At 72.1% G+C, this 12,799-nt stretch carries 11 protein-coding genes; 8 read left to right on the top strand and 3 right to left on the bottom strand.

The genetic code is table 11. From position 1 onward, the window contains the following. Window positions 1-495: 495 nt before the first annotated feature. The 3 genes from AC3RXY_RS02890 to AC3RXY_RS02880 form a co-directional block, all read right to left on the bottom strand. A complete protein-coding gene (locus tag AC3RXY_RS02890) occupies window positions 496-708 on the bottom strand; it encodes a hypothetical protein (RefSeq protein WP_491509374.1) in 213 nt (70 codons plus the stop codon). Window positions 709-833: 125 nt separating this feature from the next. Next, a complete protein-coding gene (locus AC3RXY_RS02885) occupies window positions 834-2,558 on the bottom strand; it encodes an ABC transporter ATP-binding protein (protein WP_491509373.1) in 1,725 nt (574 codons plus the stop codon). Further along, window positions 2,555-4,153 carry an ABC transporter transmembrane domain-containing protein gene (locus AC3RXY_RS02880; RefSeq protein ID WP_491509372.1) on the bottom strand — a complete coding sequence of 533 codons (1,599 nt, stop codon included), beginning with the start codon at window positions 4,151-4,153 and terminating at the stop codon, window positions 2,555-2,557. The genes AC3RXY_RS02885 and AC3RXY_RS02880 overlap by 4 nt, the downstream gene beginning before the upstream one ends. Window positions 4,154-4,207: 54 nt before the next feature. Between AC3RXY_RS02880 and AC3RXY_RS02875 the strand changes: the two genes are divergently transcribed. The 8 genes from AC3RXY_RS02875 to AC3RXY_RS02840 all read left to right on the top strand — a co-directional run bounded on the left by AC3RXY_RS02875 (window position 4,208) and on the right by AC3RXY_RS02840 (window position 12,724). After that, window positions 4,208-5,035 (top strand): helix-turn-helix transcriptional regulator, encoded by an 828-nt coding sequence (locus AC3RXY_RS02875; protein ID WP_491509371.1) that lies wholly within the window; start codon window positions 4,208-4,210, stop codon window positions 5,033-5,035. A 313-nt stretch (window positions 5,036-5,348) separates the two neighbouring features. Continuing rightward, complete coding sequence (locus AC3RXY_RS02870) at window positions 5,349-6,335, top strand: ABC transporter substrate-binding protein (RefSeq protein ID WP_491509370.1); 987 nt, start codon at window positions 5,349-5,351, stop codon at window positions 6,333-6,335. Next, window positions 6,332-7,231, top strand: coding sequence for a siderophore-interacting protein (locus AC3RXY_RS02865; RefSeq protein ID WP_491509369.1), 900 nt, complete (start codon window positions 6,332-6,334; stop codon window positions 7,229-7,231). The genes AC3RXY_RS02870 and AC3RXY_RS02865 overlap by 4 nt, the downstream gene beginning before the upstream one ends. 21 nt (window positions 7,232-7,252) lie before the next feature. Beyond that, entirely contained in the window at window positions 7,253-8,296 is a 1,044-nt protein-coding gene (locus AC3RXY_RS02860) for a FecCD family ABC transporter permease (protein WP_491509368.1), read from the top strand. Next, window positions 8,293-9,387 (top strand): FecCD family ABC transporter permease, encoded by a 1,095-nt coding sequence (locus tag AC3RXY_RS02855; protein ID WP_491509367.1) that lies wholly within the window; start codon window positions 8,293-8,295, stop codon window positions 9,385-9,387. The genes AC3RXY_RS02860 and AC3RXY_RS02855 overlap by 4 nt, the downstream gene beginning before the upstream one ends. Continuing rightward, entirely contained in the window at window positions 9,384-10,193 is an 810-nt protein-coding gene (locus AC3RXY_RS02850; RefSeq protein ID WP_491509366.1) for an ABC transporter ATP-binding protein, read from the top strand. The genes AC3RXY_RS02855 and AC3RXY_RS02850 overlap by 4 nt, the downstream gene beginning before the upstream one ends. A 355-nt stretch (window positions 10,194-10,548) precedes the next feature. Next, a complete protein-coding gene (locus AC3RXY_RS02845) occupies window positions 10,549-11,592 on the top strand; it encodes an iron-siderophore ABC transporter substrate-binding protein (RefSeq protein WP_491509365.1) in 1,044 nt (347 codons plus the stop codon). 70 nt (window positions 11,593-11,662) lie between these two features. After that, window positions 11,663-12,724, top strand: a complete 1,062-nt coding sequence (locus AC3RXY_RS02840) for a FecCD family ABC transporter permease (RefSeq protein ID WP_491509364.1) — start codon at window positions 11,663-11,665, stop codon at window positions 12,722-12,724. Window positions 12,725-12,799 lie beyond the last annotated feature (75 nt).

Here is a 12,799-nt window from a genome sequence, read left to right as displayed (position 1 = left end):
GCCGGCCGGAGATCCGCGGACGCCGTCCCGGCGGATGCCCCCTCTGGGCCGGCGGCTGTGTTCTCCGCTTCGGATGCCAGCGCGTGTGACGCGGCGGTCGCGGCAGCGTACGGTGAGGCGGCCGCGTTCGGCGAGCCCGGAACGTACGGCGAGCCCGGAACGTACGGCGAGCCCGGAACGTACGGCGAGACCGGCGTCTGCGACGACACCGGAGCATCGGTGCCCGATACCCCAGGCTCAGCCCCGGAACCAGCCCCGGGCCCAGCTCCCGGTGCCGGCGCAGGCGGCGGCGCGGCCGCCCGCGCGGGAGGAACATAGGGGAGCCCCTGCGCGGGCGGTACGGCATCCGGCGCCGGGGGCGGCGCGTTCACGCCCGAGGGCTGGTCGTCGCCTTCGCGGTGGTCATCGGTCATGTCTTCCCCCCCGGAGCCTGCTCGTCGCGGTCGTGATCGCCCGACCGCGGCCCGTCGTACGCCGTGTGGTCGAGGGTCTGCCTCACGCCTCCGTGCCCTCGGCAGGCTCCGGCATCGGCACGCCGAAGGCGATCGAGGCGATCGAGGAGGCGCCGTCTGCGCTCAGCCCGATCATGAGCGGGTCGACCGCCGGCGCCGCGCCGAGCTCGTCGGCGGTGTCGTGACCCCACGGCTCTGACGGCAGGCCCGCCCAGTCGTCCTTCTCCTGCTCTGGGCGCTGCATGAACTGTGCCATGTCGACATTCTCCCCCGGACGCTGTCGTGCGTCACCCGGGCGCGGTGAATTCGGCGGTTCTGGTCTGCCCGCCCGGAACCCGGAGCCCGCCGCCCGGTGCGCTCATCCGCGCCCGAGCTGTGTGCTCACCCGCGGCCGGCCGACCACGCCTCCCAGAGCCGGGCGTACACGCCGCCGCTTTCGCGCAGCTGCTCATGGGTCCCCTGCTCGATCACACGGCCGTGCTCCATCACGATGACGAGATCGGCGCGCACCGCCTGGTCCAGACGATGGGCGATGGTGAGCGTGGTGCGGCCGCGGGCCAGGTCGGCCACGGCGCGGTCGAGCGTCTCGTCGGAGGCGGCCGTGGCCTCATCGAGCACGAGCACGCCCGGGTCGTGCAGCAGCAGCCGCGCCAGCGCGATCTGCTGGCTCTCGACCGGCCCGAGCGCGTGGCCGCCCGACCCGACGGGGGTGTTCAGCCCCTCCGGGAGGTGGTCGATGGTCGCGAGCGCGCCGACGGACTCCAGCGCGGCGCGCAGGGTGGCATCATCGGCATCCGGGTCCGCGAGTCGCAGATTGTCGGCGACGGTGCCCGCGAACACGTGCGGCTCCTGCCCGGCCATCCCCACGCGGGGTGAGCCGTCGCCGAGCCGGACCGTGCCGCTCGACGGAACGAGGGAACCCTGCACGAGCGCTGCCACGGTGCTCTTGCCCGCGCCGCTGGCGCCCACCAGCGCCGCGGTCGCCCCGACCGGCACCGTCATGCTCACCTCGTGGAGCGCGAAGCCGCCGTCACCGTAGGCGAAGCTCACATCGTCGAGCACGATGTCGGCCGCCCGGTGCGGTTCCGTCGCGGACTGCTCCGTGTCGTCCGGCACGTCCAACTGGAGCACCCCCGCCATGCGCGCCAGCGACGCCCCCGCCTTCTGCAGCTCATCGACCCCGGCGAGGACCATGCCGATCGGGCCGAACAGGCCGTGGAAGTAGAGCGCGGCAGCGGTCGCGCCGCCCACGGTCGCCGCCCCGCTCTGCACGAGCAGGAACCCGGTCGCGAGCACGGCGGCGAGGCCGATCAGCTCAGCGATGTTGAGGCTGTTCCAGAACCGGACGACCACGCGCGCCGCCGTCAGCTCGCGCTCGACGACGACGCCGGAGGCCTCGTCGATCCGCTCCTCCCGTGCGGCGGAGACGCCCATCGCGCGCACCGTGTCGGCGGCGTCGATCGACTCCAGCATGAGCTGCGAGCGGGTCCCCTCCGCCGCACGCGCCGCCTGGTAGGCCGGACGTGCCCGCCGCAGCAGGCGGCGTACCGCGAGCACCTGCACCGGCACGGCCAGCAGCGCGGCGAGCGCGAAGCGCACATCGATCGACCCCATCCCGATCGCGGTGACCACGATGGCGAAGGCGGCCGAGACGAACGCCGGCACCACGCCGCTGACCACGTCGCCCACCACCCGGGAATCACCCGCCGCCCGGGAGACCAGCTCGCCGCGTCCCGCGCTCTCCACCAGCCGGGACGGCAGACGCAGGATGCGCGTCACGACGCGTTCCCGAAGCTCCGCCAGGACGCTCTCGCCGATCCGGGCGATCACCAGGCGTCCGGCGCCGGTGAGGACGGCGTGGAGCACTCCCGCCACCGCGACGACGCCGATCAGCACCGGCAGGCGCGCAGGATCGCCCGAGACCACCGCATCGACGATGGCCCCGAGCACCAGCGGCAGGACAAGGGTCGCCGCCGAGGCTGCGGTGAGGATGACGGCGGCCAGGACCAGCGTTCCGCGCCGGTCGCGCAGCATTCCCCCGAGCAGCCGACGGGTCTGCCGCGGCTCGGCGACGGGGATCGTGTCCGGCCTGTCTGTGGCGGTCATCGTGCGCCCGCCACATCGATCACGACGTCGGCGTCGCGCACCAGTGCGGGTGCCGCATCGATGAGCACCGTGGTGCGCCCCGAGCGCATGGCCCGCATGCGCTCGGCGATCACGGCCTCTGTCACCGAATCCGCCGCACTGGTCGGCGCGTGCAGCACCAGCACCCCGGCGTCTCGCGCGAGAGCGCGGGCGAGCGCCACCCGCTGGCGCTGGCCGCCGGACAGCGTGAGACCGCGCTCGCCGATCGCCAGATCCCATTCGTGCCGTGCGAGCTCGAGCACGTCGTCCAGAGCTGCCGCAGTCGCCGCCTCCTCAGCCGCCGCTGCCGGGTGATGGAAGCGGATGTTGTCTGCGAGCGTTCCCGCGAAGACCGCCGGTTGCGCGGGCGGCGCGATGATCGCCGCCGGCATCGCCTGCTGCCGGTCTGCGACGCACACGCCGTCCACGAGCACTCGGCCCTCGTCCGGCAGGCGGAGCCCGGCGAGCACCTCGCGCAGCTCGGCAGCACCGCGCGGATCGGCCACCGACACCGCCGCCCACGCCCCCGCGGGGATCGTGGCGGACACCGGGGCGCTGTGCGGGGTCGACACGCCCTCGAGCACGACCGTGCCGGCGGCCGCGATCGCCTCGCCCGCGGCGACGGCGATCGCCGGGTCTGCGGCGAGAACAGCGTCGGCGCGCTTCGCCGACGCGCGCACGCTCGCCAGCTCAGCGCCCACGAAGGCGAGGCTGCTGACCGGGCCGTGCAGGAACTGCGCCAGGCCCAGCACGGCGACCAGTTCGCCGACGCTCATCAGCCCGGCCTGCGCCTGCGCCGCACCCGCCCACGCGATCGCCGCGAGGAGGAGCGCAGAGGCGGACATGCTCACCATCGTGAACACGCTCTTGGCCGCCACCGCGCGCCGCGACGATTCCAGTGCCCGCGTGCTCGCCTCGGCGAACCGGGCGCTCGCGGCCGGTTCTGCGCCGATGTCGCGCAGGGCCCGGAGGCCGGTCAGCAGGTCGGCCGCGACCGCGCTGGCATCCGCGGCCGCAGCCTGCTCTGCAGACATCCGGCGTTCCAGAGGCGCGGTGACCACGTGCAGGCCCAGCACCAGCAACGGGGTCGCGATGAGCACGAGAAGCCCCACCGGCACGGAGATGAGCAGCAGCGACACGGCGGCGGTGAGCACCGCGGCCACCTGGGCCAGTGAGCCGGCCACCACCCAGACCAGGCCCGTCGTCCGCTCGACGTCGGTGCCGGCGACGCTGAGAAGCTCGCCGGAGCGCCGGCGGGCGGCGAACCCGCGCGGGGCCAGAATGCGAGCCACGAGCGCTGCCCGCAGCGATCGAGCGCCGAGCTCGCTGGCACGCACCGCGCTCAGCTCGCCGTAGCGCCACGACAGCAGCAGCCCCGCGAAGAGGGCGCCCAGAACGCCCAGCCACAGCGCGAGCTGCCCGGCATCGCCGGTGGTGATGGCCTGGTCGATGATCACGCCGATGACGACCGGGACGAGCGCCTCGGCCACCTGATGCCCGATGAGGCCGGCGGTCGCCACGGCGAACAGCGCACGGCGGCGCGCGAGGACGAAGCGAAGAGCGGGGGAGCGACTCACTCCGGTAGCTTAGGGTCACCTCACAAACGTCATCAGACGATAGGAAGACCGATCATGTCGCAGACCGGACAGATCGCCGACGTCCCGATGCCCGAGTTCCGGGTCGTCACGAACGCGTTCGATCTCGTCCGCGACGCCGAATGGGACTGGCACGAGCACGATGTGCATGAACTGCTGTGGGGAACCAGGGGATCGCTCGTGGTCGAGTGCGCCGATGGTGTGCGCGCTGTGCCGTGGAGCGTCGGGCTGTGGATCCCCGCCGGAGAGCCGCACCGGGTGACGGCCGGATCCGGCACCCAGTTCTCCTGCACCTACATCGCGCCCCGGCTGTGCCCACCCCCGCGCAACGACGTCGGTGCCGTGGGGCTGACCCCGGCCGCCCGCGCGCTGCTGGAAGAACTGCGCCTGCGCGACCTCGAACCGCAGACGCGGCTGCTCGCCGAGCGGGTGATCGTGGGACTGCTCGACGTCGTCGACCTGCCCCGCCTGGATCTTCCGCTCCCCCTCGATGACCGCACCCGCCGGGTCGCGGAGTCGGTCATCGCCGAGCCGGCCGACACGCGCACGCTCGCCGAGTGGGGGAGCGTGGTGGGGGCGAGCGAACGCAATCTCTCCCGGCTGTTCCGCCGGGAGACGGGCATGTCGTTCGCCGACTGGCGTACCAGGGCGCGGCTGCGCGCAGCCGTCGAGATGCTCGCGATGGAACAGCCCGTCACCGTGGTGGCGCAGCGCGTGGGCTACGCCACCGCCAGCGCGTTCGTGCAGGCGTTCCGCCGCGAGCTGGGCATCACGCCGGGCACGTTCGCCGGCGCCGGTGGTCGCTTCACCCCGGTGGAGTTCGGCGGCGGGCGGCGCGCGGAGCGCGTCGACGCGGTCGGCTAGCGGTGCCGACCGGCCGCGACCGGCCGTCGGCTGCGCGATCCCCGACTCAGGCAGATTCAGCCGCCGCCGGCCCGAAACCGGCGCCGAGGCGCTCCGGCGCCGGTTCTGCCTGAGTACGGGAAAGAGGCCGCCGGAGGTCGATGTCCGGGTTCGCGCCGCGACGCATGACCAACCGGTGAAGGAATGAAAATCCGGCGGTCAGGCAACATCACCTGGCCGCTTCGGAACACTGTCGTGCACCAGACTCGATATGCCATATGAGGGTAGCCTTCGCTAACCACGGCCCCACCGATCCTGCATCTCCGAGGGAATCATGACCACCTCCACCGTACGAACGCTGCGATCCGCAGCGCTGATCGCCGCCTCCGCCCTGCTGCTCGCATCGTGCGCATCGTCGCCGGCACAGGACGACACCGCGACAGAAGACACCGCCTCCGCCGAGACGCTCACCGTCGACACGGAGTTCGGCGAGGTGACGATCCCGACCGAGCCGAAGGCCGCGCTCGGCTTCTACACCACCGACGTCGACATCCTCATCACGCTCGGCTACCCGCTGGCCGATGAGCAGCCCATTCGCGACGACTGGGACCAGTTCCCGAGCTTCTTCCCGCTCGACAAGCTCGAGGGCATCACGGGCTTCCACAACTATCCCGAGTTCAACCTCGAGCACATTCTTCAGGTCGGCCCCGATTTCATCCTCAACGGCCTCGGCTACGAGACCGACCTGCACGGCAAGCTCACCCCGATCGCGCCCACCTACACCTTCAACGGCTTCGACGGCGGCGACTGGCGGGACAAGTTCGTGAAGGTCGCCGCAGACCTCGGCCGTGAGGACGCGGCGCAGGCATGGCTCGACTCCTACGCAGCCCGCGTCGCCGAGATCGCGGCAGAGCTGAAGGAGAAGGGCATCGCGCCGACGGTCGCAGACGTGTCGTTCTGGGACGGCCAGATCAACATCGGCTGCTACAGCATCTCGTGCCTGATCTTCGCCGATCTGGGCCTGGAGATCAGCCCGCTCGCCGACGGCGACGGAGACGGCACGGTCGACAACATCGGCCGGGCCCTGAGCATGGAGCAGCTGGGCCAGCTCGCCGACATCGACGTCATCTTCACCGGTGTCAACGAGGACGGCTCCGGCCTGATCACCGACGAGGACGCCCTGAAGGCGAACCCGCTGTGGACGGGGCTGCCGTTCGTGGTGAACAAGCAGGTGTTCGGCTACAACTACGAGATGAGCTACGGCTCGCCGAGCGGGCAGAGCGCACTGCTCGAGGTGGTCGCAGAGGCGCTGCTCCCGTGAGCGGCGCGGCGCGTGCGGGCCTCAACCTCGTCCACCGCGTTGTGGTGGACGAGGTCGTCCGGCTCACCCCCGGCATGGTGCGCATCGTCTTCCGGGGTCCTGGGCTGGCGGACTTCGTGTCGTCCGGTGTGGGAGACGAGTATCTCCGGGTCTTCCTCCCGCCGTCCGGCCATGACGAGCCGGTGCTGCCCACGCCCACCGACGACGGCTACTGGGAGTTCCCCGACGGGGCGGAGACCCAGGTGCGCACGTACACGGTGCGTGCGTGGGACGCCGCGGGCGGGCGCCTCGTCATCGACTTCGTCGTGCACGAGGGCGGGATCGCCGCGGCATGGGCGCTGGGCGCACAGCCGGGTCACGTCGTCGGCGTGAACACGCCGCGCGGGCTGTACGCGGCCCCGGACGACATCGTGTGGCAGCTCCTCGTCGCCGACGCGACGGGCCTTCCCGCCGCACTTCGCCTCGCCGAGCAGGCGACGGTGCGTTCGCGCGTCGTCCTCGAGGTCTCCGGCCCCGAGGACGAGCAGTCCGTCGCCCTGCCCCCGGGGGTCGAGCTCACCTGGGTGTACGGCGGAAACGGGCACGGTCAGAGCCGCGTCGAGGAGATCGTGCGTTCGAGCGACCTGCCCGCCGGGCCCGGATACATCTGGGTCGCGGGCGAGACGCGCGTGACCCGCGGGGTCCGGCGCTATCTGCGGCACGAGCTCAAGCTCCCCACGAGCGCGTACAAGGTCGTCGGCTACTGGACCGAGAACGCCGAGCAGTGGACCGAGAGGTACGAGGCTCTGCCGGCCGAGGTGCACGATCGCCTGCGCAGCATGTGGGACGACGACACCCGCGACGTCGAGGACGTCACCGACGAGTATGAGGCGACCCTCGAGTCGCTCGGACTCTGAGGGTCTGAGAAGCGTGTGACCGTGACCCTCGCCGGCACGGCGGAGGCTCCCGCCGTGCGCACGATCGCCGCGCTGCGCCGGCGGCGGACGCTCGGCTTCGCCGTCACCCTCGCCGTGCTCGGGGTGTGCGTGCTGCTCAGCCTGGCGATCGGGTCGCAGCGCCTCGGCCTCGGCGAGGTGATCGCCGCGCTCGGCGGTGCGCAGGGCGACGCCGGGACGATCGTGCGCGACATGCGCATCCCCCGCACGATGCTCGGCGTTCTCGTCGGCGCAGCGCTGGGCGTGGCGGGGGCGTTGATGCAGGCGTTCACGCGCAACCCGCTGGCGGACCCCGGCATCCTGGGGGTCAACGCCGGAGCGGCTTTCGCCGTGGCGGTGGGTGCGGCGGCGTTCGGGATGACATCGCTGAGCGGCACCATCTGGTTCGCCTTCGCGGGCGCTGTCGTGACGACCATCGCGGTGTACATGATCGGCACGGCGGGACGCGGCGACCCCGACCCCCTGCGCATCACGCTCGCCGGCGTGGCGATCGGCGCGTTCCTCGGCGGCATCACCTCGGGCGTGAGCCTGCTGCTGCCCGACGTGTTCAACAAGATGCGCGGGTGGAACGCCGGCAGCATCGCGAGCGTTCCGGCCGACCTGATGACCGGCATCGTGCCGTTCATCGTGGTGGGACTGGTGCTGGCGCTGTTCGTGGCCAAACCGCTCAACGCGATCGCCCTCGGAGACGAGCTCGCGGCCGCTCTCGGTTCGCGGGTGGTGGCGACGCGGGTGGTGGCGATCATCGCCGCGACGCTGCTGTGCGCGGGGGCGACCGCCGCGGCGGGGCCCATCGGTTTCGTCGGGCTGATGGTGCCGCATGTCGTGCGCTGGTTCAGCGGGCCGGATCAGCGCTGGATCTTCGTCGGCAGCGCGGTCGCGGCCCCGGTGCTGGTGCTCGGGAGCGACATTCTGGGCCGGCTTGTGCTGCACAGCGGAGAGCTGCCGGTCGGCATCGTGACGGCATTCATCGGGGCACCGGTGCTCATCGCCCTCGTGCGGCGGCGGAAGGCGAGCGCGCTGTGACCGGTGCGCGGCCCGCCGTCGTGGAGGGGACCCCGGCCGATACGCGCGTGGCGCCCGGCTACCGGGCCGTCACGGTGCGCAGCAGGCGCGGCCGGTACGGGGTGCGCTTCGGGGTGCGTCACGCCGTCGTGGTGGCGGGTCTTCTCCTGGCCTCCCTGGTCGTCGCGGTGGTGAGCCTCAGCACGGGTGATGCGATCGTGCCGATTCCCGATGTCATCGCCACGCTGGTGGGCCAGGGCGACGCGCGCTCGCAGCTGGTCGTTCTCGAATGGCGCCTGCCGCGGGTGCTGCTCGCGCTCACGCTCGGGGCCGGGCTGGGGGCGGGCGGTGCCATCTTCCAGTCGCTCACGCGCAACCCGCTCGGGAGCCCAGACATCATCGGCTTCGACGCGGGGGCGTACACCGGGGCGCTGCTGGTGATCACGACCATCGGCACGGGGTACCTCGCAGTGGCGGGCGCCGCGATCGGCGGTGGCCTGGCGACGGCCTTCCTGGTCTACATCCTGGCCTATCGGCGCGGCTTTCAGGGGTTCCGGCTCATCATCGTGGGGATCGGCGTGGGGGCGATGCTGATGTCGCTGAACACCTGGATCATCCTCAACGCCGACCTGTACGTCGCGATCGCGGCGGGAGCATGGGGCGCGGGTTCGCTCAATCTGGTGGGCTGGGAGCAGGCCGTCCCCGCCGTGTGGATCACCGCGATGCTGTGGGTGTGCGCCGCCCTCCTGGCGCGGCGCATGCATCTGCTGGAGATGGGGGACGACGCCGCAACCGCCCTGGGCGTCCGCGGCAACCGGACGCGGCTGGGGCTGGTGGGCGTCGGGGTGGCGTTCACCGCGACCGCGACGGCTGCGGCGGGGCCGATCGCGTTCGTCGCCCTCGCCGCACCGCAGCTCGCCAGGCGGCTGACCCGCTCTGCGGGCGTCACCCTGGCGGCTTCGGCAGCGATGGGGGCCTTCGTCCTGTCGGCCAGCGACCTCATCGCCCAGCGCCTGTTCGCGCCGACCCAGCTTCCGGTCGGCATCGTCACGGTCGCCCTCGGCGGCCTCTACCTGGTCTGGCTCCTGATCAGAGAAGGGAGACGGCGATGATCGCGGATGCCGTGTCGCTGGACGCCGCGCCCCTGCGCGCCGAGGAGGTGACGCTCTCCTATGACCGGCGGGTGATCGCCGATGGCCTGTCCGTGGAGATTCCCGCGGGATCGTTCACCGTCATCATCGGGCCGAACGCATGCGGCAAGTCGACGCTCCTGCGTGCCCTCGCGCGCGTGCTGACACCGGCGGCCGGTTCGGTGCTCCTGGACGGCCGTGCCATCGCCTCATATGCCCCGAAGGAGGTCGCCCGGCGCCTCGGCCTGCTGCCGCAGACCTCGATCGCGCCGGAGGGCATCACGGTCGCCGACCTCGTCGCCCGTGGCCGGCATCCGCATCAGGGCGTCTTCCGGCAGTGGACGCGCGCCGATGAGGTGGCGGTGGCCGAGGCGCTCGCCGCGACCAACACCGCCGAGCTCTCCGGACGCTTGGTGGAGGAGCTCTCCGGCGGGCAGCGCCAGCGCGTGTGGGTGGCCATGGTGCTCGCGCAGCAGACGCCGCTGCTGCTGCTGGACGAGCCGACGACGTTCCTCGACATCGCCCATCAGTACGAGCTGCTCGACCTGCTGCGCCGGTTGCATCGCGCGGGGGAGCGCACGCTGGTGGCCGTGCTGCACGACCTCAATCAGGCCGCCCGCTACGCCGACCACCTCATCGTGATGCGCGACGGCGAGATCGTCACGGCCGGTGTCCCCCGTGATGTGCTCACGGCCGAGCTCGTCGCAGACGTCTTCGGGCTGCCCTGCACGATCATCCCCGACCCGCACACCGGCACCCCCCTCGTGGTCCCCGTGCCGCAGGAGTAGCGCCGGCCTTCGCGTGGCGCGCGCCCCGCTCGCAGATGCGAGCCGGGCTCCCGCGGGCGGGAACCGGAGGGCGGCGGCAGAGGATGGCCCCGGCCGCTACCGACGTCATCCGCGGTGTTCCAGCGCTGGATCCGCCGCGTGACACCGGTGATCGGCCCCGTCGCGACGGCCATCCTGGCGGACCTCGGGCTCGTCGGGCCGGCAGGATACAAAACGCGACATTTAGGTGAGGCTAGCCTCAATCTCTGGTAGCTTAAGCGGGCCTCATCGCGGTCGGCCTCCGCCGATCGGCGCGGTGACCCGAGCGTCCGCGAGCGATCTGGCACACCTGATCCACTCTCAGAAGGGAACGCCCGTGCGCTTCTCCCGCATCCTCGCCGTCGGCGCTGCCGCCGCGCTCGCGTTCGGCCTCGCCGCATGCTCGACGCCCGCCGCCGACAAGCCGGACGCCGCCTCCGGCGGATCGACCGGCACGGAAGCCGTCTCCGACGGGACCTTCCCCCTCACCATCGAACACGTCTACGGCGAGACGGTCATCCCCGAGAAGCCAGAGCGCGTCGCGACGGTCGCCTGGGCCAACCACGAGGTCCCCCTCGCGCTCGGCGTCGTCCCGGTCGGCATGAGCAAGGCCACCTGGGGCGACGACGACGGCGACGGCGTGCTGCCGTGGGTCGAGGACAAGCTCGCAGAGCTCGGTGCCGAGACGCCCGTGCTGTTCGACGAAACCGACGGGATCCCCTTCGAGGCCGTCGCGGACACCCACCCCGACGTCATCCTCGCCTCGTACTCCGGTCTGAGCAGGGAGGACTACGACACGCTGTCGAAGATCGCCCCGGTCGTCGCCTACCCCGAGGTGGAGTGGGGCACGTCCGTGCACGACATGATCCGGCTGAACTCCGCCGCCATCGGCCTCGCGGACGAGGGCCAGGCGCTCATCGAGGAGCTCGACGGTCTCGTCGCCGACGCGCTCGCGGCGCACAGCGCCCTCGAGGGCAAGAAGGTCATGTTCGCCTACCTGAACCCGAACGACCTCAGCCAGATCGGGTTCTACACCAGCCACGACACGCGCCCCGGTTTCCTGGAGAGCCTCGGCCTGCCGACTCCCGACCTTGTTGCCGAGGCCAGCGCAGGCACCACCGAGTTCTACACGTCGGTCTCGGCCGAGGAAGCGGGGAAGTTCGCCGACGTCGACGTGTTCGTCACCTACGGCGATGACACGGTCCTGCCCATCCTGCAGGGCGACGCACTGCTGTCCAAGATCCCGGCGATCGCCGAGGGGCGCATCGCGATCCTGCCGAACGAGACGCCGCTCGCCGCCTCCGCGAACCCCTCGCCGTTGTCGATCCCGTGGGGCATCGACGACTACTTCGCCCTCCTGGCCGGTCCGCTCGAGAAGTGAGCACCGCCCCGGCGACCCCGGGTGCCACGGCCGCGGCCGCGGCACCCGGGGTCGCGACGGGGAGCAGGACATGATGACCGCGACAGCCCCCGGGACCCGAAAACCGCCCGTACCCGGCGCCGCCGAGCTACGGCGGCCTGTCGCGGTGCGCACCGCCTGGCTGCTGGCCGGCGTCGGTGCCATCGCCGTGCTCAGCGTGCTGTCCGTCTCGTTCGGGGTGCTGTCGGTCTCCCCCGACGACATCCTCTCGGCGCTCGCCGGTCATTCCGACACCGTCGGCGCGGCGGCGGTGACCAAGCGCATCCCGCGCACGGCTGTCGCCATCCTGGTCGGCGCCGCCCTCGCGCTGGCCGGCGCCACGATGCAGGCGGTCACCCGCAACCCGATCGCCGACCCCGGCATCCTCGGCGTCACCAACGGTGCATCCTTCGCGATCGTCGTCGGCATCGCGTTCTTCCACATCAGCCACCCCTACGCCTACATGTTCTTCGCGATCACGGGCGCTGCGGCATCCGCCGCGTTCGTGTACACCGTCGGCTCGCTCGGGCGCGGGGGAGCGACCCCCCTCAAGCTCGCCCTCGCCGGGGCGGCGACATCTGCGGCGTTCGCATCCCTCATCAGCGCCGTGCTGCTGCCGCGCGTCGACATCCTCACCGCCTATCAGTCGTGGCAGATCGGCGGCGTCGGCGGCATCGATGGAGATCGCCTGCTGCTGGGGCTGCCCGTCCTGGGCGCTGGCGCGCTGATCTGCTTCGCGTGCGCGCGGGGGATGAACTCCCTCGCGCTCGGCGACGACATGGCGGCCGGGCTGGGGGAGAACGTCTTCCGCACCCGTCTGGTCTCCGCGGTCGGGGCGGTCGTCCTCGCCGGGGCGGCGACCGCGCTCGCCGGGCCCATCGGGTTCGTCGGTCTCATCGTGCCGCATGTGTGCCGGCTGCTCGTCGGAACCGACCACCGCTGGCTGCTGCCGTTCTCCGCGATCGGCGGGGCCGCCCTGCTCCTCGCCAGCGACATCGTGGGTCGTGTGATCGCGCCGTCCGCGGAGGAGATCCAGGTGGGCATCATCACCGCGATCATCGGCGCGCCGTTCTTCATCTGGATCGTGCGGCGCCAGAAGGTGCGTGAACTGTGAAGCGCGCGGAGGACGCCGAGACCAGACCGGCAGGGGCCCGTGTGCCGTGCGGCGCCGCCGCAGCGCCTGGAAGAA

Source organism: Microbacterium longlingense (assembly GCF_058349825.2).
This window is presented reverse-complemented; position numbering and strand designations above follow the sequence as displayed.